The sequence below is a fragment of the Chitinophaga oryzae genome (genome assembly GCF_012516375.2).
GTDB lineage: Bacteria > Bacteroidota > Bacteroidia > Chitinophagales > Chitinophagaceae > Chitinophaga > Chitinophaga oryzae.
In genome coordinates this window covers 7,060,732-7,087,672 of the sequence record NZ_CP051204.2, presented here as the reverse complement: position 1 = coordinate 7,087,672, position 26,941 = coordinate 7,060,732, and the positions used below count along the sequence as shown (strand labels likewise).

The following is a 26,941-nucleotide window of genomic DNA, read 5'->3' as shown; positions in this document are numbered from 1 at the left end:
CAGATTTGAAGACCGGTTTACCGGAAATATTTGGTTTGAATTTGCCGGCCTCACCGGGTATTTTGTGAAGGATTTTTAAAATGGGGTTACTATCAAACAGTTGGTAATCCGGGAAATATTAACAGCAATGGAATTAAATAAATACAGCAAGACGATTACTCAGGACCCTACGCAGCCCGCTGCGCAGGCACAGCTCTATGCTATCGGCCTTACAGAAACAGACCTGGCAAAAGCACAGGTCGGTATCGCCTCCATGGGCTATGATGGCAATCCGTGCAATATGCACCTCAATGACCTCGCACAACAAGTGAAAAAAAGCGTCTGGGGCAGCGACCTGGTCGGCCTTACTTTTCACACGATCGGGGTCAGCGACGGTATGAGCAACGGTACCCCCGGTATGCGCTATTCCCTGGTAAGCCGTGACCTGATCGCTGATTCCATTGAAACCGTTTGTGGCGCACAATACTACGATGCCCTCATCACCGTGCCCGGCTGCGATAAAAATATGCCCGGCTCCCTGATGGCCATGGGCCGCCTCAACCGCCCCGCTATCATGGTATACGGCGGTTCTATCGCGCCCGGCAAATACAAAGGCCAGGACCTCAACATCATCTCCGCCTTCGAAGCGCTTGGTCAGAAAATGGCCGGCAAACTCGATGAAGGCGACTTTAAAGGCATCGTACAAAACTCCTGCCCCGGCGCCGGCGCCTGTGGCGGTATGTACACGGCCAATACCATGTCTTCCGCTATCGAAGCACTCGGTATGAGCCTGCCCTACAGCTCATCCAGCCCCGCACTCAGCAAGGAAAAACAGGAAGAATGCGCCAGCGTTGGCAAATACATCCGCCTGCTCCTTGAAAAAGATATTAAACCCAGAGACATCATGACCAAAGAGGCTTTTGAAAATGCCCTCACCGTGATCATGGCCCTGGGCGGCAGCACCAACGCAGTGCTGCACTTTATCGCCATCGCAAAATCTGTGGGCGTGCCGCTGACACTGGAAGATTTCCAGCAGTCCAGCAACAAAACCCCGCTGATTGCAGACCTGAAGCCCAGCGGTAAGTATCTCATGGAAGACCTCCACAACATCGGCGGCGTTCCCTTAGTGATGAAATACCTGCTGAAACAAGGCTATCTGCACGGTCATTGCCTGACCGTGACCGGCAAAACACTCGCTGAAAACCTGGAAAACGTTCCGGATATCGACTTCAGCAACCAGGATATAATCGTTCCCATGGAGAAGCCGCTGAAAGCCAACGGCCATATCCAGATATTATACGGCAACCTCGCTGAAAAAGGCTCCGTTGCCAAAATCACCGGTAAGGAAGGCGAACAGTTCAGAGGACCTGCCCGCGTGTTCGACGGTGAATTTGAACTCATCGCCGGCATCCAGTCCGGACGAGTGAAACAAGGCGATGTAGTGGTGATCCGCCAGGTAGGCCCGAAAGGCGCCCCCGGCATGCCGGAAATGCTGAAACCTACCAGCGCCATCATGGGCGTGGGCCTGGGTAAAAGCGTGGCACTGATCACCGATGGCCGCTTCTCCGGTGGTACCCACGGTTTCGTGGTAGGACATATCACCCCCGAAGCTTTCGAAGGCGGTAACATCGCTCTGGTAGAAGACGGTGACATGATCGAGATAGATGCAGTGAACAATACCATCAATATGGAGGTGAGCAACGAAGAGCTGGCAGCCCGCAGGGCCCGGTGGACCGCTCCCGCCCTGAAGGTATCCAATGGAATCTTATTTAAGTACGCAAAACTTGTTAAAAATGCAACAGAAGGATGTGTTACCGATGAAAGCTGAGAAAGCCGATAAGCGGTTGTCTGCAAAGCCTGTTATCTCCGGCTCAGAAGCTGTGATCCGTTCCCTCATCGCAGAAGGTGTGGACACCATCTTCGGTTATCCCGGCGGGGCCATCATGCCTATCTATGATGCCCTGTATGATTTCCAGGACAAAGTACATCACATACTGGTAAGGCATGAACAGGGTGCTACACATGCGGCCCAGGGTTATGCCCGCAGCTCCGGCAAAGTAGGAGTGGCTTTCGCCACCTCCGGCCCGGGCGCTACCAACCTGGTCACCGGCCTTGCAGACGCTTATATGGACAGCACTCCCATGGTGTGCATCACCGGCCAGGTGGCTGCCTCCCTGCTGGGCACAGACGCTTTTCAGGAAACAGACGTGATCGGTATCACCATGCCCATCACTAAATGGAATATACAGGTGACCCGCCAGGAAGACATTCCCGCGGCTATCGCCAAAGCTTTTTATATCGCCCGCAGTGGCCGTCCAGGCCCCGTTCTGGTGGATATCACCAAAAACGCGCAGGTAGGCGAATGTGAATATGAGTATGTACCGTGCACGCATATACGTAGTTATCAGCCGGTGCCTGAACTCAGACAGGACGCGGTAAAAGAAGCTGCTGCGCTGATCAATGCAGCGAAGAAGCCGTATCTGCTGGTGGGACACGGCGTACTGCTGTCCGGCGCTGAAAAAGAACTGATAGCGCTGGCGGAAAAAGCACAGATCCCCATGGCCTCTACACTGCTCGGCTTATCTGCTGTTCCGGTAGATCATCCGCTGTATGTAGGTTTGCTGGGAATGCACGGCAACTACGCTCCAAACATCCTCACGGGTGAATGCGATACCGTTATCGCGGTAGGCATGCGTTTCGATGACCGTGTAACGGGGGATGTGAGCACTTATGTGGCCAACGCAAAAGTTATCCACATCGAAATCGATGCCGCTGAAATCAATAAGATCATCAAAGCGGACGTAGCACTGCATGCTGACGCCAAAACCGCCTTGCAGGCGCTGCTGAAAGAAGTACAGCCCGCCAGGCATGAAGAATGGCTTGCCGAGTTCAGGGCTGCCGACAAAAAGGAATACGACAAAGTTCAGCATAATGAACTGTATCCTGAAACCGGTGAACTGAAAATGGCAGAAGTGGTACGCCTCATCTCCGAAAAAACAAAAGGAGAAGCCGTACTGGTAACAGACGTAGGACAGCATCAGATGATCGCTTCCCGTTACTACCGCTTCAAAAATCCAAATACCAACATCACTTCCGGAGGCATGGGTACCATGGGCTTCTCGCTGCCGGCAGCCATGGGCGCTAAAATGGGCACGCCGGAAAAAGAAGTGGTGGCCGTGATCGGTGATGGCTGCTTCCAGATGACCCTCCAGGAACTGGGCACCATCTACCAATCCAAAATAGGTGTGAAGATCGTGATCCTGAACAACAACTTCCTTGGCATGGTACGCCAGTGGCAGCAACTGTTCTTCGATAAACGTTATTCTTCCACTGAAATGGTCAACCCTGATTTCGTTCAGATTGCCAAAGGATTTTTTATCCCGGGCAAAAAAGTTACCGCCAGAGAAGATATCTCCGCTGCTATTGATGAAATGCTGGCCACCGATGGCGCTTACCTGCTGGAAGTAGTGGTGGAAAAAGAAGACAACGTGTTCCCGATGATCCCTGCCGGTACTCCTGTTACCACTATCAGACTGGAATAGCACCACCCGGTTATAACAGACAAGTAAATAATTTTTTTACAAGAAATGCCTCTCTTTTTCACCGGTCAAAACGCCGTAAAAAGGAGGGAGGATGCCCAAGCTGTTTTTATGCAAAAAGAATATACAGTCACGGTTTATACGGAAGACCGTATAGGTATTACCAACCGTATCACTATTATATTTACCCGCAGAGGGATCAATATCACCAGCCTGACAACTGCTGAAACAGAGATCCCCGGCGTGTATAAGTTTATCATAACGGTGATGTCTACACGTGAAAAACTGGATAAGGTGGTCGGTCAGATCGAAAGACTGATTGAAATTCACCGTGCCTTTGTACACGAGGAAGATGAAGTGGTGTACCAGGAACTGGCATTGTATAAGATTTCCACCAAGTCGCTGGAGTCCGGCGATATCGAACGGCTGATCCGTGAAAACCAGGCGCGCATCCTGACGATCACGGCAGACTATTTCGTGATCGAAAAAACCGGTCACCAGCAGGAGCTGACAGCCTTCATCAAAAAGCTGGAGCCCTATGGTCTGATAGAATATTCCAAAAGCGGAAGGGTGGCCATTGTAAAATGGAGCCGCCGTTTCCACGACCACCTGAAAGAACTGCAGGCCTCATCGGAAGCGTAAGCGCCGGGAGCCGCAACATAAACAAGCCTTTATTCACATTTACTTAAAATTTACAGCTAATAGCTAATGGCTAGTAGCTAAAAGCTAAAATCACAAAACATGGCAACCATCAATTTTGGAGGTGTACTCGAAGAAGTAGTAACCAGGGAAGAATTCCCAATGGAAAAAGCAAGGGAAGTCCTGAAAAACGAAGTCATCGCTGTTATCGGCTATGGTGTACAAGGCCCCGGCCAGGCACTGAACCTGAAAGATAACGGCTTCAACGTTATCGTAGGTCAGCGTAAAAATTCCAAAACATGGGATAAAGCAGTCGCTGATGGCTGGGTTCCGGGCGAAACTTTATTCGATATCGAAGAAGCAGCTGCCAAAGGTACCATCATTCAGTTCCTGTTGTCCGACGCTGGGCAGATCACCCTGTGGCCTACCCTGAAACAACACCTGACTCCTGGTAAAGCACTGTACTTCTCCCATGGATTTGGTATCACCTATAAAGAACAAACCGGTATTATACCGCCTGCTGACGTAGACGTGATCCTGGTAGCCCCCAAAGGTTCCGGTACCTCCCTGCGCCGCCTGTTCCTGGCTGGTCAGGGCCTGAACTCCAGCTACGCTATCTTCCAGGACGCTACCGGCCGTGCTAAAGAACGCGTAGTAGCACTGGGTATCGGCGTAGGCTCCGGTTACCTGTTCGAAACAGACTTCAAAAAAGAAGTATTCTCCGACCTCACCGGCGAACGTGGTTCACTGATGGGTTGTATCCAGGGTATCTTCGCCGCTCAATACGAAACACTGCGCAGAAACGGTCACTCTCCGTCTGAAGCATTCAACGAAACTGTTGAAGAACTGACACAGTCTCTCATGCCGCTCGTTGCTGAAAACGGGATGGACTGGATGTACGCTAACTGCTCTACTACCGCTCAGCGTGGTGCGCTCGACTGGTGGAAGAAGTTTAAAGACGCTACCCAGCCTGTATTTGACGAGCTGTACGCCAGCGTAGCCGCCGGTAAAGAAGCTGCCCGCTCTATCGCTTCCAACAGCACTCCGGATTACCGCGAGAAACTGAACGAAGAACTGAAAGAACTGCGCGAAAGCGAAATGTGGCAGGCCGGTGCAGCTGTTCGTAAGCTGAGACCGAACGCATAATTGATTTTTTGATTTTCGATTTTTTGATTTTTTGATTTTGTGGAGTGGTAACCAGGGTCTAATCTTGGTTGACAAACCACAAAATCAAAAAATCGAAAATCAAAAAATCTACAAATAGATTCTAATATGTCCTCTAATGTAATATCTGGCGTTAGCCCGCTCAATATCCTCGATGCGTCGGTGAAATTGAAGCCTGTGGTGAACCGCACCCCGTTGACTTATAGCGCTACGCTCTCCCGTCGCTATAACTGTGATGTATATCTGAAAAGAGAGGATATGCAGATTGTACGCTCCTACAAACTCCGCGGCGCCTATAATCTGATCAGCAGCCTGCCTGCCGATCTGCTGGCTAAAGGCGTTACCTGCGCCAGCGCCGGTAACCATGCACAGGGTTTTGCCTATGCCTGTAAAGCCATGAACATCAAAGGCGTGGTTTTCATGCCGATCATCACACCAAAGCAAAAAGTAAATCAGGTCAATATGTTCGGCGGCGATAACATCGAAATACGCCTCACCGGCGACACCTTCGATGACTGCTCCGCCGAAGCTCAGGCCTTCACCGCCGCCAGCGGCATGACCTTCATTCCCCCCTTCGATAATGCTAAAATCGTGGAAGGACAAGGCACCGTGGCCGTAGAAATTCTGGAAGACCAGAACAACATCGATTATTTATTTGTACCCGTAGGAGGTGGCGGCCTCGCCGCAGGCGCAGGCACCTACTTCAAAACCTATAGCCCTAAAACCCGCATTATCGGCGTAGAACCGGAAGGCGCTCCTTCTATGACGCGCGCTTTCGAAAACGGCGGCCCGGTAACCCTGGATGAAATCGAACGTTTCGTGGACGGCGCCGCTGTGAAAAGAGTAGGGGCGCTCAACTACGAAGTATGCCGCGAAGTGCTGGATAAAATGCACCTCGTTCCGGAAGGCATGGTATGCTCCACCATCCTCAAGCTGTATAATGAAGACGCTATCGTGGTAGAACCTGCCGGCGCGCTCTCTATCACCGCCCTTCAGGACCACGCGGAAGAAATCAAAGGGAAAAAAGTGGTCTGCATCATCAGCGGCAGCAATAACGATATCGACCGTATGCAGGAAATAAAGGAACGCTCACTCCTCTACGAAGGGCTGAAACACTACTTTATCGTCCGCTTTGCACAACGTCCGGGCGCACTCAGGGAATTCCTGAACCATATTCTCGGCCCCAACGACGATATCACCCGCTTTGAATTTATTCAGAAACATAATAAGGAAACAGGCCCCGCATTGGTCGGCATAGAGCTGAAATGCAGGGAGGATTATGATACCCTCATCGCCAATTTCCGGAAATATAATTTCCAATTTACCGAATTGAATAAAGACGATAACCTGTTTGGTTATCTGGTTTAGCGTTTGACAAATAGTTGTTTTAAGAGTAATACATGCCTGGTCATTTTTATGAGCGGGCTTTTTTATTGCTCCACTATTGCGTGTATGGTGGCCAGGTAGTCGTCTTTCAGATAAGGATGCAGGTTTTCATCCTGCAGCTGGGCCTGGATTTTTTTGATAATTACCTGCTTCACTGCCAGCGGCATCATATCCCGTTTCTCCAGCTGCTGTTTTACCGTGTCGTAAAAAACGACAAAAGCCTTTTTTCGGGGCGCAATGTCCGGCACCGACAAAAGATATTCCCACTTCCTGTCCCATGTCTGGTACTGTGGAAAAACACGGATATGCAACGCCACATAAAAGTTGACCTTCCTGTTATCAACGGTGGCGACCAGGTAGTCGAACATGGCATCTGTGGGGGTAAGCCCATACCGCCATACCATATTACCTAATGCGGACACTACATTGACCTGTAGTTTGGTGTTTTCCGGGAATTGCCTGCCGATAGCCACCAATATGGCTCCCAGGTCATTGTTGGATAATACCGGGGTATAAAAGGTGGACACTTCCGCGCGTGGTATTTTTTCAAATTCCCGGACAGATGTTTCCAGTTCCGGTTCAGTGAGGTGCTGCCAGTTGAGCAATTTGTCTTTTAGTGCGTGTAAAACGTCAGTTTGTAGTGCCATGGTTGGTGCGGTGATCTTCTTGTGTGAATCAGTTTAATAGTGCTGCTTACAGCACGGACTTTAGCCGGTTGAATACTCCTAATTTTACATGATAGCATTCACTGCTGTCAGATCAGTCTTCCTGATCCAGTATTTCATCGTATAAATTCCCTGTTTTTACTTGTTTCCAATCTTTGCCATATTGTTCGTTTACGACAACGAGCGCCAGTAATGACAAAGGATTGAAGGCGGAAATGGTCACGTCTTCTTTGATGGCCAGCCATGAAATAATTTCTTCCTTCGCATCATCCGGTTCCAGCTTTATGGAATAGCCTTTTTCCTTGATGGTATACAAGGCAATATTGTAGGTGTTCATTGCTTCAGCTAACATGGCAGAATTTAAAGAATGGATTTAATCCAGTTAAAGACTTGTCGGGAAAATTTTGATTTGTCAATTTCTTTAGGGAGAACCAATGTTACCCTATTGCGATCGGGAGCATACTTGCTGTTGAACATGACTAAAAAAGGACCTTCGCCGGAGCCTCTTGTTGTATAATACCCTTTTTCATCCATAAGTTGAAACATCTTTTCGTCTTTCGCAACAAAAATGTCAGTTGTTTCGTCTTCTGTATCTATTACATAATAGGAGTTGTCCCAAAATGGGAGCGAATCTTTCATTTTCTGAATAAAAACATCTTGTTTATTTCGGGTATATAAAATGTAGTCGATTCCTGTGATCATAAATTTGAAATTTATCTGCAAGGTGTTACCCCATGTCTGAGAAGATTTTTTTTCGGAATTTCGAAGTCTCCTTCTATAAATTTAATAAAATCACCTCTATCTCCTTGCTGTCTCGTACAGATGTGTAAAAATTTAGATTCTCTCCTTCCGGTCCAAGTGGGTCCTGACTGATGTATACGCCTGTAGAGGCGTCGTAATATCGGAAACGGTTGTAAGCAAGTCCTGTTTCGGCATCTTCGTGTGTCCTGCGTACCGGAAAGGCTCAAAGGACTTGTCTGCTTGTGATGACTGAACCTGCCCATAAATATCAATCTTACCTATCCACACCGGGGTGAAGTGTTGGCTGCTGATAAGCATTAGATATGGTTTACAAAGCCTGGGGCCGGGTATTAACAATCGGAAATGATAATTAAATATAGGAACAATGCGGGGTTGAAAAAGAATAAAATGATCTTTTCATGTGGACAGGAAGTACTGTAGGCCAGCATTGCATCTGCGTTTTAAGATCTCTGCGGTATGTTTGCAGTCCGATCAATCCTGTGGCGCCTGAAAAAGATAAAGGCAGGCGCCCGCCTGCCTTTATCAGGATAATTTCGTAAAACGGTTATTTTCTCAGACTAGCGATATCTATCACAAAACGATATTTCACATCACCTTTCATCATACGGTCATACGCAGTATTGATATCTTTGATATCAATAACTTCCACATCACTGACAATATTATGCTCGGCGCAGTAGTCCAGCATCTCCTGTGTTTCCCGGATACCGCCTATCAGCGAACCGGCGATACTGCGGCGCCCCATAATAAGGTTGAATGCGGGCACAGTGGAAGGCTCCGGCGGTATGCCCAGACAGATCATCACGCCGTCGAGCGTCAGCAGCCGAAGGAACTGGTTATAGTCGTGCGGGGCGGATACGGTATTGATGATGAAGTCAAAAGTGTTGCGCAGGCTTTTCATCTGCTCCTTGTCTTTGATCAGGGCGAAGTGATGTGCTCCCAGCTTTTTGGCGTCTGCCTCTTTGGAAGGAGAGGTGCTCAGCATGGTCACTTCGGCGCCCATGGAATGGGCCAGTTTAACTGCCATATGCCCGAGGCCGCCCAGCCCGAGTACGCCTACCTTATGCCCTTTGCCTACTTTCCAGTGACGCAGCGGGGAGTAGGTAGTGATACCGGCGCAGAGCAGCGGTGCTACACCTTCGAGGGGCAGCTTGTCAGAAATTTTTAACGTATATTTTTCATCTGTCACGATCTGCGTGGAATAGCCGCCGTAGGTCAGCGTTTTACGGTCCATCTCGGTGCCGTTGTAAGTGCTGGCGTTGCCTTTCTCGCAGTATTGTTCTTCTCCGGCCCGGCAGGGGGTACATTCCCGGCAGGAATCCACAAAACAGCCGATGCCCGCCAGGTCGCCTACCTTGAATTTGGTGACATGGTCGCCTGTTTTCACGATACGGCCCACGATCTCATGGCCGGGCACCATCGGGTACACGGAACCGCCCCATTCATCCCGTACCTGGTGAATATCTGAATGACATACGCCACAATAAAGGATTTCAATCTGTACATCGTGGGGACCGACCTCTCTCCGCTGAAAGTTCCACGGACCGAGAGGCGAAGTAGCACTTTGTGCTGCATAAGCTTGGGTATCAATCATGGTCGTTGATTTTGGATTCCGAAACTACTGATTTTTAAACAGTTTTACGCTGACTGCGATCCTGTTGCCAATTGATTAACTTAGTAGGATGTTAAGCTATTGGGAGAAGCAAAGCCTGCTTCAGTACGACTATATCATCGCCGGAAGCGGCATCGTAGGCCTCTCTGCGGCCATCAGCCTGCGGGAACGGGAGCCAGCCGCCCGGGTGCTGGTGCTGGAAAGAGAGGTGCTGCCTACCGGGGCCAGCACCAAAAATGCCGGCTTCGCCTGTATCGGCAGCCTGACCGAAATACTGGCCGACCTGCAGACCATGCCCGCAGAAGCGGTGCTGGAGCTGGTGGCTATGCGGCGGGCCGGCCTGCAACTGCTCCGCCGTCGCCTCGGCGACGACCGGATCGGCTACCGGGAAAACGGAAGCTATGAACTGATCGGCGCCCGGGAAGAATGGGCACTCCATCAGTTGGACGAGGTCAACCGTATGCTGGCCGGCATACTCGGCGAAACGCCCGCTTTCTCCCTGGCCACTCATAAAATTGCGCCATTCGGATTTGCACCGGGCCATGTAAAGGCCATGGTCAGCAATAATCATGAAGGGGAACTGCATACCGGGAAAATGATGCGTGCACTCATCGATAAAACGATCGCCATGGGGGTGGAGATAAAAACCGGCTGCCCTGTTACCCGCATTGAAGACCTGCGCTCCGGGGTGAATGTGATGGTCACCCATCACCTCCTGAAAGAAGAAGTGGTGTTCCGTGCCCGGAAGCTGCTGGTATGTACCAATGCTTTTACCCGGCAGCTGTTGCCGGAGCTGGAAGTCACCCCGGGAAGGGGACAGGTGCTCATCACCGGGCCTATCCCAGGCCTGCCTTTTAAAGGCATTTTCCACCTGGAAGAAGGTTATTTCTATTTCCGTGAGCTCGATGGCCGCGTACTGCTCGGTGGCGGGCGCCAACTGGATTTTTCCGGCGAAACCTCCACCGAGTTCCGCTACAACGACCGTATCCAGCACGAACTGGAGGAAATGCTGCGCCACCTGATACTCCCCGGGCGGCCTTTTACCATCGCCGACCGGTGGACCGGCATTATGGCCTTCGGCAGCACCAAACAACCGATCGTGCGCGCCCATTCCGGGAATATTATTCTCGGGGTCCGCATGGGCGGTATGGGCGTGGCAATAGGGTCGCTCATAGGAGATAAAATAGCGGCCATGGCGCTGCAGTGACGTTGCCCTGCGACGACCGGACCGCCGCCCACACGCTGGCAGCGTCCGGGCAACAGCTCGTCGGCCGGGCCTCCCCCTGGCAGCAGCTATGTACCCGCCGGGCCTCCCGGGACAACCCATCGCGGGCCTCTCCGGACAACCTCCCGCATGCCTTCCCGCTGGCCGCCGCGCCCTAACGCCAACGGCTCTCCGGTTTTTTGTTAAAGTGCTTTGATAGCAATTTTAAATGTATAGATTTGATCTCCCGGGAAAACCGCAGTCACGCTGCGGTTTTTAGTTTTTGCTTTTTTATGGTGCATAAGTGTATTAAATACATTTATTTCACTATATTGATCCGCCAAATTTATTATACAAACCACGTTTGAACATTTATGCAACCAAACTTACTTCACTACGTCGATTACCTGGTATTCCTGGTATATTTTGTAATAGTGGCCGGCTACGGGTATTATATCTACCAGAAAAAGAAGAAGGCGACAACAGACTCCAAAGACTTTTTCCTGGCGGAAGGCTCCCTTACCTGGTGGGCGATCGGCGCTTCCCTCATTGCCTCCAATATCTCTGCGGAACAGTTCATCGGTATGTCCGGCTCCGGTTTCTCCATGGGCCTGGCTATCTCCACCTATGAATGGATGGCGGCGGCCACGCTGATCGTGGTAGCGGTCTTTTTTCTTCCTATCTACCTGAAAAATAAGATCTATACAATGCCCCAGTTCCTGGAACGCCGGTACAACCAAACGGTGAGTACGATCATGGCGGTGTTCTGGCTGTTGCTGTACGTGGTGGTAAACCTCACGTCCATCCTTTACCTGGGCGCATTGGCGATCAATAAAATCTCCGGTATCGATTTCTACGTCTGCATGGTGGCGCTGTCTTTTTTTGCGGTGCTCATCACCCTCGGCGGTATGAAAGTGATCGGTTATACAGACGTTATCCAGGTATTCTTCCTCATCCTGGGCGGTCTGGCTACCACCTACCTGGCGCTGGACCTCGTGGCGCAGCACTTCGGCGAAAGCGGTGTAATGAAAGGCTTCAGCCTCCTCCATCAGCATGCGGACGACCACTTCCATATGATCTTCAAAAAAGAGGACGCCCACTACCTCGACCTGCCGGGATTAAGTATACTGGTAGGGGGTATGTGGATCGTGAACCTCAACTACTGGGGGTGTAACCAGTACATCACGCAACGCGCGCTGGGCGCCGATCTGAAAACCGCCCGCAGCGGCCTGCTGTTTGCCGGCTTCCTCAAACTGCTCATGCCTATCATCGTGGTGCTGCCGGGTATTGCGGCTTATGTGCTGTACCAGCAGGGCCAGTTCCACACAGAGATGATGCAGGGCGGCTCCCTGAACCCGGACAACGCTTATCCTGTGCTGCTCAACCTGCTGCCCAGTGGCCTGAAGGGCCTGGCCTTCGCGGCACTCACCGCTGCGGTGGTGGCCTCGCTGGCAGGTAAAGCCAACAGTATCTCCACCATTTTTACTTTGGATATTTATAAGAAGATATATCATAAAGAGGCCGATGAACAGAAAGTGGTGCGGGTAGGGCGTGTGACGGTGATCGTCGCCATGGTGCTCGCTATCGTCCTGTCCAACTTCCTCGGTATCGACAAAAAAGGCGGTTTCCAGTTTATCCAGGAATATACCGGCTTCGTATCCCCGGGCGTATTTGCCATGTTCATCATGGGCTTCTTCTGGAAACGGACCACTTCCAACGCCGCCCTCTTTGCGATGATCGTCGGACTGCTGATGTCTTTTGTGCTGAAGTTCCTGCCCAACTGGGTAGACCTGCAGCCCCTCTACCAGTTTGGCTGGGCCGCCCCCAACGCGGCAGGCGTTTATGAAATGGCTTTCATCGACCGTATGGGTATTGTGTTCGTGATCTGTGTAGTAGGTATGATCATCATTTCCCTCGCTGATCCTTCCAGCAAAAAAAATCCGAAAGGACTGGAAATCGACAGCAGCATGTTTAAAACTGCCATGCCGTTCACTATCGGCGCATTGTTCATCATCGGTATCCTCATTGCGCTGTATACCGTTTATTGGTAATCGTTATTCACAACAGATATGTATTTTATTGGTTACGATATCGGCTCGTCTTCTATTAAAGCCGCACTACTGGACGCAGACACCGGCCGTTGCCTGGCAACGGCCACCAGTCCGTCCCGTGAGATGCCCATTGTAGTGCCGCATCCCGGCTGGGCGGAACAGGACCCGGAAAGCTGGTGGCAGGAGGTGGTGAACGCCACCGCGCTCCTGCGCCGGCAGCACGCTTTTGATCCTGCCATGATAAAAGGGATCGGCATTGCCTACCAGATGCATGGCCTCGTGTGCGTCGACAAAGACATGCAGGTGCTGCGCCCCGCCATTATCTGGTGCGACAGCCGCGCGGTAGAAACAGGACGCAAAGCATTCTCCGCACTGGGAGAATCCTATTGCCTCTCTCACCTGCTTAACTCCCCCGGCAATTTTACCGCTTCCAAACTGCGATGGATACACGAAAACGAACCGCAGGTGTACGAACGGATCCATAAGGTAATGCTGCCTGGTGATTTTATCGCCCTGAAGCTCACCGGTGAAGCTACTACCACGGTATCCGGCCTCTCCGAGGGCACGTTCTGGGATTTCCCGGGTAATGCTGTCAGCAGCCAGCTGCTGGACTACTACCAGATCAGCCCGCAGCTGCTGTCGGCCATAGTGCCTACTTTTGGCATACAGGGCCAGCTTACCGCCGCAGCTGCTGAGACTTTACAACTGGCGCCCGGCACACCGGTCACCTACCGAGCCGGCGACCAGCCCAACAACGCTTTTTCACTCAACGTGCTCGAACCCGGCGAAGCAGCTACCACCGCCGGCACCTCCGGCGTAGTATATGCCGTTCACGACCAGCATACCTTCGATCGCGAAAGCCGCGTCAATACTTTTGTGCATGTGAACAACGACGCGCAGCATACCCGCGACGGCGTGCTCATGTGCCTCAATGGCACCGGCATCGCCAACTCCTGGCTACGCAACATGATCGGCGATATCAGTTACACCGACATGAACGAAATGGCAGCACAGGCCCCGCCGGGAGCCGATGGCTTGCGGGTATTCCCCTTTGGCAACGGCGCAGAGAGAATACTGGGCAACAAAAGCACCGGCGCTACCGTCAGCGGTCTTGATTTCAACCGGCATCAACGGGCGCACATGCTGAGGGCCGTGCAGGAAGGCATCGTCTTCGGACTGAATTACGGCCTCGACATCATGACGGACATGGGCCTCGGCATACACCGTATGCGCGCCGGTCATGCCAATATGTTCCTCAGCCCGCTCTTCCGGGAAGCTTTTGCTAACACGGCCAATGTAGTCATCGAACTATATAATACAGACGGGGCGCAGGGCGCAGCAAGAGGAGCCGCCGTCGGCGCCGGTTACCTGTCTGTCAAAGAAGCCTTCAGAGGCATGGAATGTCTCGCAGTAATTGAACCGGATAACCGGCTCCGCGACCACTATACAGAAGCATACAGCCACTGGCTGTCTGGCCTGCATTCATTGCTGGCTAACGGTTAATGATATACGACATTTTAAAATCCACTTTTATGAGCATTACACTAGGAAATCACGAGTATTTTAAAGGCATTGGGCAGATCCGCTACGAAGGGCCGGAATCAGACAACCCGCTGGCCTACCGCTGGTATGACGAAAACCGCCTCATCGCCGGCAAATCCATGAAAGAACTGTTCCGCTTCGCGGTAAGCTACTGGCACACCTTCTGCGGCACCGGCGGCGACCCCTTCGGCCCAGGCACCAAACACTTCCCCTGGCTGGTAGCCACAGACGCTGTTCAAAGCGCAAAGGATAAAATGGATGCCGCTTTCGAATTTATCACCAAACTGGGACTGCCTTATTATTGTTTCCACGACATAGACCTGGTGGACGAAGGCGCTACCATCGCCGAATACGAAAGCAGGATGCAGCAGATCGTGGATTACGCCAAACAGAAACAGGACGTCAGCGGCGTGAAACTGCTCTGGGGCACAGCCAACGTGTTCAGCAATCCCCGCTACATGAACGGAGCAGCCACCAATCCGGATTTTGCCGCGCTGGCTTATGCCGGCACACAGGTTAAAAACGCGCTCGACGCCACCATCGCACTGAAAGGAGAGAACTATGTTTTCTGGGGCGGCCGCGAAGGTTATATGACCCTGCTCAATACCAACATGAAAAGAGAACAGGAACACCTGGCGCAATTCCTGACCATCGCCCGCGATTATGCCCGTAAACAAGGCTTCAAAGGCACTTTCTTTATCGAACCGAAACCCTGCGAGCCTACCAAACATCAGTATGACTACGATAGTGCCACTGTTATCGGTTTCCTGCGCCATTACGGACTGGACAAAGATTTTAAACTGAATATAGAAGTGAACCACGCCACCCTGGCCGGCCATACCTTCCAGCATGAGCTGCAGGTGGCTGCCGATGCCGGAATGCTGGGCAGCATCGACGCCAACCGCGGCGATTATCAGAACGGCTGGGACACCGACCAGTTCCCCACCCATCTCAATGAACTGGTGGAAAGCATGCTCGTTATCCTCGAAGCAGGCGGCTTCGCCGGCGGCGGCGTTAACTTCGACGCTAAAACCCGCCGTAACTCCACCGATCTGGAAGATATCTTCCACGCACACATCGGTGGCATCGACGCCTTCGCCAGGGCCGCCATCATCGCTGAAAAAGTACTGACGAAAACAGCCTATAAAAAATTCAGGGCAGACCGCTACGCCTCTTTCGATTCCGGCAACGGGAAAGCCTTCGAAGAGGGCAGGCTCACCCTGGAAGACCTGCGTAATATCGCCGCCGCTAACGGAGAACCCGCCCAGATCAGCGGCAAGCAGGAATGGCTCGAAAATATGATCAACAACTGTATTTAATCACGCAAAGACGCAAAGGAGCAAAGCAGCAAAGAACTTTCGCTGCCTTTGCTATCTTTGCGTCTTTGCTGCTTTGCGCCTTTGCGTGAACAAAACAATGAACAATGACAATCAACACTTTTCATGAGGCGGGATTTGATATCATTGCCCTCACTGACGAACAAAGCGGCACACAGGTGGAGATCGTGCCGTCCCATGGCGCATTGCTGCACGCTTTTAAAGTGCGCCGCCAGGGTAAACTTATCAACCTTATCGACAGCTACAGCAGCCTCGAAGATCTCCGGGAGAACCTGCACAGCAGTTTTAAAAGCGTAAAACTCAGCCCTTTTGCCTGCCGTATCAAAGATGCTGCCTACGAATGGCAGGGCAATACCTATAGCATCGAAAAAACAATAGCGCCCGGAAACGCCATCCATGGCCTGCTGTATGATGCAAAATTCACCGTCACCGCACAGGATGCTACCGCAAAGGAAGCTACTGTGACGCTGTCTTACAGCTTCCGCGAGGAAGATACCGGTTACCCCTTCAGCTACGATTGCCACGCTACCTATACGCTGCGCCAGGGCAATGAACTTCAGGTGACCACTAAAATTGTCAACAACAGCCAGACTTCCATCCCGGTGATGGACGGATGGCACCCTTATTTCTCTACCGGCACGCCGGTGGATGAACTGGTGCTGACCTTCGCCTCCAAAGAAATCGTAGAGTTCGATGCCAAACTGATCCCGACAGGAAAAGTATTGCCCTACACGGAATTTGAAAAAGGTAAAAAACTGGCAGGCGTGGAGCTGGACAACTCATTTGTGCTGGACTTTTCCCAGGCACAACCGCTTGCCTCCCTGCTGGACCCGGTGAAAAATATCCAGATCGATTTCTTTCCGGGAGATCACTATCCTGTTTTACAGGTATATATTCCGCCACACCGCAACAGTATCGCTGTGGAGAACCTCAGTGGAGCGCCCAACGCCTTTAATAACGGGATTGGCCTGGTAACGCTGGCCACCGGTGAAAGTCGCACATTTGACACCAGGATGAGAATTACAGCATAACCACAGTAATGCTGCCAGATATTAAGGTCCTCCGGTCATCCGCCGGAGGATTTGTTTTTTAACAACCGCCTCAATTTATTTAAATTGTGGGCTGGAATGGATATGAACAATACACGCAGTATTGGTTGTTCAGGGAGAGGAAGGATAGTCAGGATTTAAAAACACACATAATTTATGAAGGCTCACATGCGCATGCTGTTGCTGGGTTGCATTGCCGGGATGTTGTTCCCTTTTGTTGCAAAAGCACAGGTCATCGTAACCGGACAGATTTCAGACAGCAACAAACTGGTGCTGCCTTATGCCACTATTACCAACCTGACCACAGGCAAACATGCACTGTCAGACCAGGGTGGTTTTTACAGGATAGACGCTACCCGGAATGATAAGATCGTTTTCACTTTCGTGGGCTACCTGCCGGATACCGTGAAAGTGACGCAGACCACCGGCACGCAGACGCTCAATGTAAAACTGGTGGTGGCCAGCCGTTTCCTGAAAGGAGTGGAAATTTCCTCTCAGTATACTCCTTATCAGCTGGACTCTATTGAGCGCCGCCGGCAGTACGGTTATCTGCTGGACCTCCCCAATAAGCCGCTGGCCGGCGGCAGTACGCCGCAGGGCGCCGGTATTGTCTTCAGTCCGTTTACCCGCTATTCCAAAAGCGAAAAACAGAAAAGACAGTTCAAGAAGAATTACGAGGAGATGGAGAAAGAGAAATATATCGATTCCCGCTTTACACCGGTACTGGTAAGCCAGGTGACCGGACTCAAAGGGGATTCTCTGCAGCTGTTTATGCGGGACAATTATCCGGATTACGAAACGATGCGGACCATCGGCCATAACGACCTGCTGTACTGGATCACGGACAAATACAAAGCCTGGCAGAAGAAATAACCAAATACCAAAATATCAAAATTCGAAAATGAAAAAAGGGTGAAGAACAAGCCGAAGTCTTCACCCTTTTGATTTATAGGCTATTGTGTTCAAAAACTTAGTTATAAACCTTCACCATATATACAAACTCTTCCAGTTTTTTGATCTGATCTATTCTGTTCACTCCTTCCAGGTGGCTTTTGTTACGGGCCATTTCTTTTTTCATGCCTTTGTCTTTCGGCATTTCATCCAGCAGGCGTTTCAGGTGAGCTGATTTCACTGCGAAAGCGATACCGTCGGAGGTGGTTTGTTTGCCGGTAACGATACCCACCACATCGCCCTGGTTGTCTAACAGGGGAGCGCCGCTATTGCCTGGATTGACAGGGATAGACACCTGGTAGGCGGTCGTATCGCCGTTGAAGCCGGTTTTGGCGCTGATGTACCCTTTGCCGTAAACGATTTCATCGCGGGGGAAACCCATGGTGAAAACTTCTTCGCCCAGCCTTGCGTTCTGGGGTTTCAGTGCGTAGGGCAGGGGCTGGCTTTTGAAGGTGGAGTCGGCAATTTTCAGTACCGCCAGATCGCTGGAGATGTCTTCAAAAACGCTGACAGCTTTAAAAGCTTCCCCTTTATTATTCTGCACATATACCGAATCTGCGCCCGCTACTACATGATAGTTGGTAACAATGTAGCCGTTGCCGGATACTGCAAAACCAGTGCCGCCATAAGTACCGGGATTTACCGGTGCTCTGTTTTTATTATTGATATCGTTGATGAGTGCATTCTGGGAGCGCTGGATATTGTTCAGTACCCTTCTGACGTCCTCGTACTGTGCGGTGGATTTGTTTTTGGCTGCATTCTGCAGGATAGCGATGGTAGACAGGGACGTCACCAGGGCTATACAGGCAGCGGCTGCCAGGTTGGTGATGGTGCGGCGGCGGATGGATACCCTTTTGGCGGCCAGGTTCTCTTCCTGGGCCTGTTTACGGAGGGTAGGCATGTCCAGCTGCCGGTGAAGATGGTCCATTTTAGCCTTCAGCGACTGCCGCTGGCCAAAATGTTGCAGCTGCTGCAGGAAAAACGCCTGCTCCTCCACCTGACGGTTGATTTGCGGATTGTTTTTACGCAGTTCCTCAAAAACGGCTTTTTCCTGTCCGCTCATTTCCCCTTCCAGGTAACGTTCAATTTCACGTAGTAAGTTCATGTCTTCTTTCATGGCCGTTGCTGCTTATAAGGATGTATTATACTGATCAAAAAATAACTTTTTCAGGCGCATCAGACATTTATACTTCTGATTTTTAGCATTTTCGGCGTTGGTATAACCAAATTTCTCCGCTATTTCCTGCATGGACAGTTTCTGTATATAATAGTCTTCCAGAATTGTCCTGCAGGGTTCGCCTATGCTGCCCATCGCACTTTCCATGACGCGGAACTGTTCGTCCCTGGTGTTGTGCTCGTCTACCACCTCCGTGGCCGGGATCGTTTCTTCCATTTCCGGCGGGATAGCATAAAGCCCGTAAGTGCTTTGTACTTTTTTCAGCCATAAATGGCGGCATACCGAATAGAGGAAAGTCTTTAGACGGCTGGTCAGGTTAAAATTACCCTCGCAGGCCTTTTCATATAAAATGATGATCGCTTCCTGGAAAACATCCTTGGCGTCGTCTTCGCTGCCATTGTGTTGTAAAATCATGCGCAGCACTACCGGAAAATTCTCAGAATAGATGGTTTCCAATGACTTATCATCACTTCTTGCCAATCCCAGCAATAATTCCCTGTCTCTTGTTATGTCTTGATGTTGCTTCACTCTTAATACGATTATTAGGCATTTGGTAACCCAAAGTACCGAAAAAAAAATTTTTTAAAAGTTTGGGTTACCTTTTGGGTGATCCCGGTATAAAGGGTAAATCATTCAAAAAACACCTTAAATTATTTGTACGATGAAGAACGTAATTAAACTTGGTTTCCTGGCTCTGTCTTTCGGTCTGTTCGCTGTAGCTTGCGGCGGTGGTGAAAAACCTGCTACCGACTCTACTGCAACTAACGCTGGCGCTGTAATCGACTCTGCTGCTGCTAAAGTTGATTCTGCTGCTGCTAACACTGCTGCTGTTGTTGACTCTGCTGCTGCAAAAATCGACTCAGTTGCTGCTAAAGTTGACTCTGCTGCTGCTAAACACTAATTAGCAAACTCTGATTAAATTTATATGACCGCTATGGCTATCGCTGTAGCGGTCTTTTTTTGTGCCCTCCTGTATTGTTGATGAGCCCGCTAACGATATTTTTTTAAAATGATGCCCCCGCTGCCGTTTTAATATGTATGACTGCCTCCATTTTTCTGCAATTTTAGATTAAATTCAATAATCTCCCCTTATTATTTAAAAAAATGTATTTTTTATATCAGACGCTTGGATAATTAAAACCGTGCCGTATTTTTGTAACACGTTCAAAAAGAGCATATGACTACACAAGCGACTTTCGGATTTTTTGGCTTCTATTATTTCTGGTACCAGGAATAGGGAGGTCGTTTGTAAGTAAAAGATAAAAGAAACTACAAAAAGCCTCCCGCGAAAACGGGAGGCTTTTTAATTATCAAAATATTGTATATGTCAAACCGTCACTTTAACACTTATTATTTTTATTACTTCTTTTTTGCGAAGAAGCAGGGGACTCGTTTGCAATAAAATACTTTACATACAGGTAAATAAAGCAAAGGGTCCCGGAGACGGGGCCCTTCTTGTTTCAAATAGCTAGTTGCTACAGCAACTATAAAACAATAAAAAATCAACTCCATACACATGAAAATTGCCATACAAGGGTTTGAAGGTGCTTTCCACCAGATCGCTGCACAGAGTTTCTTCGGAAAACAGACCGATATTGAAGCCTGTGCCACCTTTTCCGAGCTGGTGCGTAAGGTAAAACAGGACCCCGGCGTGGACGCCGGTATCATGGCCATCGAAAATTCCATCGCCGGCAGCATTTTACCGAACTACAGCCTCCTTAAAAACTCCGGTCTGCATGTGACCGGTGAAGTATACCTGCAGATCAACCAGCACCTGATGGTACTGCCCGGTCAGCAACTGGAAGATATCCGCGAGGTACATTCCCACCCTATGGCTCTTTTACAGTGTATAGACTTCCTCGAAAAACATCCGCACATCAAACTGGTGGAAACAGAGGATACCGCACTCAGCGCCAAACACGTACGTCAGAAGAAACTGAAGAGCGTAGCCGCCATCGCCGGTAAACTGGCCGCTGAAATTTATGAGCTGGACATCATCGCGCCCAATATCCAGACCAACAAAAACAACTACACCCGCTTCCTGGCGCTGTCCCGTACCGCCGTGCCTGTCGCCCCGGACGCCAATAAAGCCTCTGTTTATTTTCATACCAGCCATGATAGAGGTACGCTCGCCAGGGTGCTGACCAAAATAGCAGATGCCGGTATCAACTTATCCAAGCTGCAGTCTTTTCCCATCCCGGCCAAAGAGTGGAACTATTACTTCCACGCCGATATGGAATTCGAAAATCCGGCACACTTTGAAAAAGCGCTCGGAAAAATAGCGCCGCTTACCGAAAACCTCAAAGTGCTGGGCATCTACAGAAAAGGCAAAACACATTAATCAGTATTCAGAAAACAGGCATATGCAGATACAGGTTGCTAAAAGATTACAGGGAACAGAAGAATACTATTTCTCCAAAAAACTGCGGGAAATAGATGAAATGAACCAAAACGGTCCCAAAGTGATTAATCTGGGTATCGGAAGCCCGGACCTGCCCCCGCACCCGTCCGTGGTGGAGGCGCTCCATGAACAGGCTGCCCTGCCCAATACACACGCCTACCAGGGCTACAAAGGTATCCCGGCGCTGCGTAAAGCGATGGCTGACTGGTACCAGCGCTACTATGCGGTAACACTGAATCCGGACACGGAAGTGCTGCCCCTCATCGGTTCAAAGGAAGGTATCATGCACATCTGCATGACCTACCTCCAGGCAGGCGATGAAGCGCTGATCCCCAATCCGGGTTACCCTACCTACCGCTCTGCGGTCAACCTGAGCGGCGCCATCGTGGTGGATTATGACCTGGTAGCGGAAAACGGCTGGCTCCCCGACCTGGACGCACTGGCAAAAAAAGACCTGAGCCGGGTGAAACTCATGTGGGTCAACTATCCCCATATGCCTACCGGCGCCAAAGTGAACAAGGCGTTTGCCGCAAAGCTGATCGCTTTCGCCAAACAGCATAATATCCTGATCTGCCACGATAACCCGTACAGTTTTATCCTCAACGAACAGCCCGAAAGCCTGTTGCAGTTTGAAGGTGCACGCGATGTGGTGCTGGAACTCAACTCGCTCAGCAAATCATCCAACATGGCCGGCTGGCGCGTTGGCATGCTGGTAGGTAAAGCTGAATGCATCGCTGATGTGCTCCGCTTTAAAAGCAATATGGACTCCGGTATGTTCCAGCCCCTGCAGATGGCCGCCGTAAAAGCACTGCAGCTGGGCCGCGAATGGTACGACGGGCTCAATAAAATATACCGCGCCCGCCGCGAAAAAGTATTCCAGCTGCTGGACCTGCTGCAATGCGCGTACGATAAAAACCAGGTAGGCATGTTCGTTTGGGCACGCATCCCGGCTACTATCGACAGCGGCTATACGCTGAGTGACGAAGTGCTGCAGAAAGCACGTGTATTCATTACGCCCGGCGGTATTTTCGGAAGTAACGGTAACGGCTATGTCCGCGTAAGCCTCTGCCAGGATGAGAAGGTTTTCCAGGAGGCCATTGACCGTATAAAAACTGCGATAAAATGATTGTAACAATAATAGGAACAGGCTTGATCGGCGGCTCGCTGGCTATCACCCTCCGGGAAAAAGGAGCGGCGGAGAAGATCATCGGCGTGGACCAGCACCAAGAACACCTGCAACGGGCCAAAGAGCTGAACATCATCGATGAAGGCATGCCGCTCAACGATGCGCTGCAATGCTCCGACCTCGTGATACTCGCCATTCCCGTAGATGCGGTATTGCAGGTGTTGCCCGCCCTGATGGACAAAGTACGTCCCAACCAGGTGATCATGGACGTAGGTTCTACCAAAGAAAAAATATTACAACTCGTTGCCGGTCATCCCAACCGCGGCCGTTTTGTGGCGGCCCACCCGATGGCCGGCACCGAGTACTCCGGCCCCGATGCTGCTATACGCAACCTCTTCACCCACAAAACCATGGTGCTCTGCGATGTGAAAAACAGCGATGAAGACGCCCTGGAAATGGTGGAAGACATGGTAGACAAGCTGCAGATGCGCACCGTATATATGAATGGACAGGAGCATGACCTGCACACGGCTTACGTGTCGCATATCTCTCACATCACGTCTTTCGCGCTGGCGCTCACCGTACTCAAAAAAGAGAAAGAGTCCGGCCGCATCTTTGAACTGGCCAGCGGCGGTTTCGAATCTACCGTGCGCCTCGCCAAAAGCTCACCGGACATGTGGGTGCCCATCTTCAAACACAACCGCGGCAACGTGCTCGATGTGCTCGATGAACACATCCACCAGCTGCAACAGATGAAGTCACTGCTCGAGAACGAAGACTACGACACCTTCTACAAACTGATTCAGAAATCAAACAAAATCAGGAAAATCCTGAAATAAACATAAATTCTAACAATCTACTTAACTTCAATACTTATGGTACAGACAATGGAAGAAATATTATCCAAAACCAAATTCTCAGATCCTTCATCTGATAAAAAGCCGTTGATCATCTCCGGCCCCTGCAGCGCTGAAACAGAAGAGCAGGTTTTAGCCACCGCGCTGGCATTACAAAAAACCGGTAAAGTGGACGTATTGCGCGCCGGCATCTGGAAACCCCGCACCCGCCCTGGCTCTTTCGAAGGCATCGGCACCAAAGGCCTCGCATGGCTGCAAAAAGCCCGCGAACTGACCGGCCTGCCGCTGGCAGTGGAAGTGGCTACCGCTAAACAGGTGGAAGACGCGCTGCACTTTGGTGTGGATATCCTGTGGGTAGGAGCCCGAACCACAGTAAACCCCTTCTCTGTACAGGAAGTGGCAGACGCTCTGAAAGGCGTGGACACCACCGTACTGATCAAAAACCCGATCAACCCGGACCTGGAACTGTGGATTGGCGCCGTGGAAAGAATCCAGAAAGCAGGCATCAACAAAGTAGGCCTCATCCACCGCGGTTTCTCCAGCTACGGTAATACCCAGTACCGCAATGCTCCCATGTGGCACCTCGCTATCGAGCTGAAACGCCGTATGCCTGAACTGCCCATGATCTGCGACCCCAGCCACATCTCCGGCCGCCGCGATATCCTGCAGGAAGTTTCCCAGGAAGCGATCGACCTGGATTACGATGGTCTGATGCTCGAAACACACGTAGATCCGGACAACGCCTGGAGCGATGCCAAACAACAGGTTACTCCTGAAAAACTGGCTGAACTGCTCGACGGCATCGTTTGGAGAAGAGAACACACCGATAAAAAAGATTTCAATACCGCCCTCGAAAAACTGCGTGCGCAGATCAACCAGGTGGACGATGAAATCATGCTGCTGCTCGGCAACCGTATGAAAATCGCTGAGAAAATCGGTATGTACAAAAAAGAAAATAACATCACCATCCTGCAAACCAACCGCTGGAATGAAATCCTGGACCGCAACATCGCTAAAGGCGAAAAACTGGGCCTGACAAAAGAGTTCATCCTGAAATACTTCGACGCGGTACACCTGGAATCCATCAACCGCCAGAACAGGGTGATGAACGAAGAAAAATAAACAGCATCATCGGCTGATCGCTAAAATCAATGAATGAAAAAGCTAACCAATAATTTTCAGCAGCAGGCAACGACCTATTTCATGGGAGAAAGCCTGCTGCAGTTGGGAAACCATGTGGACCGGAACCGGTCGGTGCTCGTGATCGATGAAAATGTGGAAAGACTGCACGGGCATCATCTGCATGACTGGAAAAAGATCGTGGTGCCTGCCGGCGAAGAAGTGAAAAACATGGCCACCGTGGAACTGGTCATCGACGGACTGGCGGCCCATGAGGCCGACCGCAAAACCACCCTCATCGGTATCGGCGGCGGCATGATCACCGACGTGGCAGGCTTCGCCGCCAGCATCTATATGAGAGGCATCCCCTTCGGGTTTGTACCCTCCACGCTGCTGGCTCAGGTAGACGCTTCCATCGGCGGCAAAAACGGCGTCAGTCATGGTAAACATAAAAACCTGCTGGGCACTATCCGTCAACCGGAATTCATCCTCTTCGACTACGCCCTGCCGCTCACCATGCCCGCAGAAGAATGGCACAACGGTTTCGCAGAGATCATCAAATACGCCTGCATTATGGATGCCGAACTGTTTGATTACCTCGAAACCAACCGGGAAAAGGCGCTGGCAAGAGATGTGGCCGTACTGGAATACCTGGTGGAAAAATCGGTGGCTGCCAAAACCAAAGTAGTGCTGGAAGATGAGTTCGAAAACGGCCCGCGCCGCTGGCTCAATTTCGGTCACACGCTGGGACATGCCGTCGAAAAACTGGAGCATATAGCACACGGTAAAGCAGTGGCCATCGGTATGATCGCCGCCGCGCGCTTTTCCGAACAACTGATGGGCTTCTCCAATGACGAGACCCTGCGGCTGATAAAACTGCTCACCGATTACCAGTTGCCGGTAGCTTTCACCTCCGACAAAGCAGCCGTGTTTGATATCTTTAAGCTGGACAAAAAACGGGAAAAAGACGCCATCCATTTTGTGCTGCTGGAGAAAATAGGAAAAGCCACCACCATGCCTGTTCCTATCACAGACCTGCAACTGCTGCTGCAGGCGTTGTAATTATTTTCTAAACATCTAAAGGCGGACGACACATATATATGCAAGTAACTGTATCACCCGGCATCGTTAAAGGCACCGTTACGGCCAATCCATCCAAAAGCGCCATGCAACGCGCCGTAGCCGCTGCGCTGCTGGCCAATGGCACGACTATCATCCGTAACCCCGGCCTGAGCAACGATTGCCTGGCTGCGCTGGAGGTAGCTGAAAACCTCGGCGCCAGAATAAAAAGGGGAGATGATCATTTTGAAATCACCAGCCACGGCGTAAAACCATTTTACGATGAAATCAACTGCGGAGAATCCGGCCTCGGTATCCGTATGTTTACGCCCATCGCTGCACTGGCTTCCATTCCGATCACCATCGTTGGGCATGGCAGCCTCACCACCCGCCCCATGCACTTCTTCGAAGAAGTGCTGCCGCAGCTGGACGTGAAATGCACTACCCAGGACGGTAAACTGCCCCTGCATATACAGGGCCCGCTGCAACCGAAAAATATCACCATCGACGGCTCGCTCAGTTCACAGTTCCTCACCGGCCTGCTGATGGCCTATGGCGCCGCAGCCGAAGAGGTGACCATCACCGTAAAAGATCTTAAAAGCAAACCTTACATCGCGTTGACCCTGCAACTGATGGAACACTTCGGGGTAAAGGTGGAAGAACAGAACTTTGAGCAGTTCCGTTTCGGTAAAAAACAGTCCTATAACGCTACCGACTATACGGTAGAAGGCGACTGGAGCGGGGCCGCATTTCTGCTGGTAGCCGCCGCCGTAGCCGGTAATGCTGAAGTACAGCACCTCAATACCGCTTCTGCCCAGTCGGACAAAGCGATCCTGGAAGCGCTGGAAAAAGCCGGCACCCACATCCTGCCGGGCGTCTTTACCGTGAATATTCATAAAAACGGGCTCAATGCCTTCGAAATAGATGCAACGGACTGCCCGGACCTGTTCCCGCCGCTCGTAGCGCTGGCAGCTAACTGTAACGGCATTACGAAAATAAAAGGCGTGAGCCGCCTCGCACATAAAGAAAGCGACCGCGGTCTTACCCTGCAGGAAGAATTCGGCAAAATGGGCATCCGCATAGACCTCGAGGGAGACGTCATGCTGGTGCATGGTGGTACCGGCATCAAAGGCGCACAGGTACATTCCCATAACGACCACCGCATCGCCATGGCCTGCGCCGTGGCAGCCCTCACGGCTGATGGTCCGGTGACGATCGAAAACGCGGAAGCGGTGAACAAATCGTATCCTGAATTTTACGACCACCTGCAGCTGCTGGGCGGTCAGATAGCCGTAGCTGCCAACAGCTAACGGCATCCCTTT

General features: G+C 51.0%; 24 protein-coding genes and 1 pseudogene. 18 read left to right on the top strand and 7 right to left on the bottom strand.

All coding sequences use genetic code 11. The annotated features are described in order from the left end of the window. Positions 1–127: 127 nt before the first annotated feature. The 5 genes from ilvD to ilvA all read left to right on the top strand — a co-directional run bounded on the left by ilvD (position 128) and on the right by ilvA (position 6,689). Complete coding sequence (gene ilvD / locus HF324_RS27970) at positions 128–1,807, top strand: dihydroxy-acid dehydratase (RefSeq protein ID WP_168806457.1); 1,680 nt, start codon at positions 128–130, stop codon at positions 1,805–1,807. After that, positions 1,773–3,521, top strand: a complete 1,749-nt coding sequence (gene ilvB / locus HF324_RS27965; RefSeq protein ID WP_258539207.1) for a biosynthetic-type acetolactate synthase large subunit — start codon at positions 1,773–1,775, stop codon at positions 3,519–3,521. Before ilvD ends, ilvB begins: the two co-directional genes overlap by 35 nt. A 108-nt stretch (positions 3,522–3,629) precedes the next feature. Next, the gene (gene ilvN / locus HF324_RS27960) at positions 3,630–4,160 is read left to right on the top strand and encodes an acetolactate synthase small subunit (RefSeq protein ID WP_168806455.1); all 531 of its coding nucleotides are present in this window, start codon (positions 3,630–3,632) and stop codon (positions 4,158–4,160) included. Between the two features lie 99 nt (positions 4,161–4,259). Next, the gene (gene ilvC / locus HF324_RS27955) at positions 4,260–5,303 is read left to right on the top strand and encodes a ketol-acid reductoisomerase (RefSeq protein WP_078667268.1); all 1,044 of its coding nucleotides are present in this window, start codon (positions 4,260–4,262) and stop codon (positions 5,301–5,303) included. A gap of 126 nt (positions 5,304–5,429) precedes the next feature. Continuing rightward, positions 5,430–6,689: a threonine ammonia-lyase IlvA gene (gene ilvA, locus HF324_RS27950; protein ID WP_168861381.1), complete on the top strand. Its 1,260-nt coding sequence runs from the start codon at positions 5,430–5,432 to the stop codon at positions 6,687–6,689. A gap of 62 nt (positions 6,690–6,751) precedes the next feature. Here the strand turns inward: ilvA and HF324_RS27945 are convergent, their stop codons facing one another. The 5 genes and pseudogenes from HF324_RS27945 to HF324_RS27925 all read right to left on the bottom strand — a co-directional run bounded on the left by HF324_RS27945 (position 6,752) and on the right by HF324_RS27925 (position 9,728). Then, positions 6,752–7,354 (bottom strand): hypothetical protein, encoded by a 603-nt coding sequence (locus HF324_RS27945; protein WP_168861380.1) that lies wholly within the window; start codon positions 7,352–7,354, stop codon positions 6,752–6,754. Positions 7,355–7,466: 112 nt separating this feature from the next. Continuing rightward, positions 7,467–7,724 (bottom strand): hypothetical protein, encoded by a 258-nt coding sequence (locus HF324_RS27940; protein ID WP_168806449.1) that lies wholly within the window; start codon positions 7,722–7,724, stop codon positions 7,467–7,469. An 8-nt stretch (positions 7,725–7,732) separates the two neighbouring features. Then, the gene (locus HF324_RS27935; protein WP_168806447.1) at positions 7,733–8,074 is read right to left on the bottom strand and encodes a hypothetical protein; all 342 of its coding nucleotides are present in this window, start codon (positions 8,072–8,074) and stop codon (positions 7,733–7,735) included. Between the two features lie 73 nt (positions 8,075–8,147). Then, a pseudogene (locus HF324_RS33915) lies at positions 8,148–8,255 on the bottom strand (hypothetical protein); the annotation flags it as partial. 423 nt (positions 8,256–8,678) lie between these two features. Then, positions 8,679–9,728 (bottom strand): NAD(P)-dependent alcohol dehydrogenase, encoded by a 1,050-nt coding sequence (locus tag HF324_RS27925; RefSeq protein WP_220100634.1) that lies wholly within the window; start codon positions 9,726–9,728, stop codon positions 8,679–8,681. A gap of 88 nt (positions 9,729–9,816) precedes the next feature. Here HF324_RS27925 and HF324_RS27920 point away from each other — a divergent pair, with 88 nt between their 5' ends. The 6 genes from HF324_RS27920 to HF324_RS27895 all read left to right on the top strand — a co-directional run bounded on the left by HF324_RS27920 (position 9,817) and on the right by HF324_RS27895 (position 17,802). Next, positions 9,817–10,953 (top strand): NAD(P)/FAD-dependent oxidoreductase, encoded by a 1,137-nt coding sequence (locus tag HF324_RS27920; protein ID WP_168806443.1) that lies wholly within the window; start codon positions 9,817–9,819, stop codon positions 10,951–10,953. 371 nt (positions 10,954–11,324) lie between these two features. Continuing rightward, on the top strand, positions 11,325–13,001 hold the full coding sequence (locus tag HF324_RS27915; RefSeq protein WP_168806441.1) for a sodium/sugar symporter: 1,677 nt from the start codon (positions 11,325–11,327) through the stop codon (positions 12,999–13,001). Positions 13,002–13,019: 18 nt separating this feature from the next. Next, complete coding sequence (locus HF324_RS27910) at positions 13,020–14,504, top strand: xylulokinase (protein ID WP_168806439.1); 1,485 nt, start codon at positions 13,020–13,022, stop codon at positions 14,502–14,504. A 29-nt stretch (positions 14,505–14,533) separates the two neighbouring features. After that, on the top strand, positions 14,534–15,862 hold the full coding sequence (gene xylA / locus HF324_RS27905; RefSeq protein WP_168861379.1) for a xylose isomerase: 1,329 nt from the start codon (positions 14,534–14,536) through the stop codon (positions 15,860–15,862). A 104-nt stretch (positions 15,863–15,966) separates the two neighbouring features. Beyond that, positions 15,967–16,911, top strand: a complete 945-nt coding sequence (locus HF324_RS27900) for an aldose 1-epimerase (RefSeq protein ID WP_168861378.1) — start codon at positions 15,967–15,969, stop codon at positions 16,909–16,911. 174 nt (positions 16,912–17,085) lie between these two features. Further along, positions 17,086–17,802 (top strand): carboxypeptidase-like regulatory domain-containing protein, encoded by a 717-nt coding sequence (locus tag HF324_RS27895; protein WP_168806433.1) that lies wholly within the window; start codon positions 17,086–17,088, stop codon positions 17,800–17,802. Between the two features lie 97 nt (positions 17,803–17,899). Here the strand turns inward: HF324_RS27895 and HF324_RS27890 are convergent, their stop codons facing one another. Both HF324_RS27890 and HF324_RS27885 read right to left on the bottom strand, forming a co-directional pair. Next, positions 17,900–18,985 carry a S1C family serine protease gene (locus tag HF324_RS27890; RefSeq protein ID WP_168806432.1) on the bottom strand — a complete coding sequence of 362 codons (1,086 nt, stop codon included), beginning with the start codon at positions 18,983–18,985 and terminating at the stop codon, positions 17,900–17,902. Between the two features lie 24 nt (positions 18,986–19,009). Beyond that, entirely contained in the window at positions 19,010–19,585 is a 576-nt protein-coding gene (locus HF324_RS27885; RefSeq protein WP_168806429.1) for an RNA polymerase sigma factor, read from the bottom strand. Between the two features lie 133 nt (positions 19,586–19,718). Here HF324_RS27885 and HF324_RS27880 point away from each other — a divergent pair, with 133 nt between their 5' ends. The 7 genes from HF324_RS27880 to aroA all read left to right on the top strand — a co-directional run bounded on the left by HF324_RS27880 (position 19,719) and on the right by aroA (position 26,929). After that, a complete protein-coding gene (locus HF324_RS27880) occupies positions 19,719–19,958 on the top strand; it encodes a hypothetical protein (protein WP_168806427.1) in 240 nt (79 codons plus the stop codon). Between the two features lie 615 nt (positions 19,959–20,573). Next, positions 20,574–21,398 carry a prephenate dehydratase gene (locus HF324_RS27875; RefSeq protein ID WP_168806425.1) on the top strand — a complete coding sequence of 275 codons (825 nt, stop codon included), beginning with the start codon at positions 20,574–20,576 and terminating at the stop codon, positions 21,396–21,398. Between the two features lie 22 nt (positions 21,399–21,420). Beyond that, positions 21,421–22,584, top strand: coding sequence for a pyridoxal phosphate-dependent aminotransferase (locus tag HF324_RS27870; protein WP_168861377.1), 1,164 nt, complete (start codon positions 21,421–21,423; stop codon positions 22,582–22,584). After that, the gene (locus HF324_RS33460) at positions 22,581–23,423 is read left to right on the top strand and encodes a prephenate dehydrogenase (protein WP_168806421.1); all 843 of its coding nucleotides are present in this window, start codon (positions 22,581–22,583) and stop codon (positions 23,421–23,423) included. The genes HF324_RS27870 and HF324_RS33460 overlap by 4 nt, the downstream gene beginning before the upstream one ends. 36 nt (positions 23,424–23,459) lie before the next feature. After that, positions 23,460–24,563, top strand: coding sequence for a chorismate mutase (locus tag HF324_RS33455; protein WP_246269306.1), 1,104 nt, complete (start codon positions 23,460–23,462; stop codon positions 24,561–24,563). 33 nt (positions 24,564–24,596) lie between these two features. Next, positions 24,597–25,622, top strand: coding sequence for a 3-dehydroquinate synthase (gene aroB / locus HF324_RS27860; RefSeq protein ID WP_168806419.1), 1,026 nt, complete (start codon positions 24,597–24,599; stop codon positions 25,620–25,622). A gap of 38 nt (positions 25,623–25,660) precedes the next feature. Then, positions 25,661–26,929 carry a 3-phosphoshikimate 1-carboxyvinyltransferase gene (gene aroA / locus HF324_RS27855; RefSeq protein ID WP_168861376.1) on the top strand — a complete coding sequence of 423 codons (1,269 nt, stop codon included), beginning with the start codon at positions 25,661–25,663 and terminating at the stop codon, positions 26,927–26,929. Positions 26,930–26,941 lie beyond the last annotated feature (12 nt).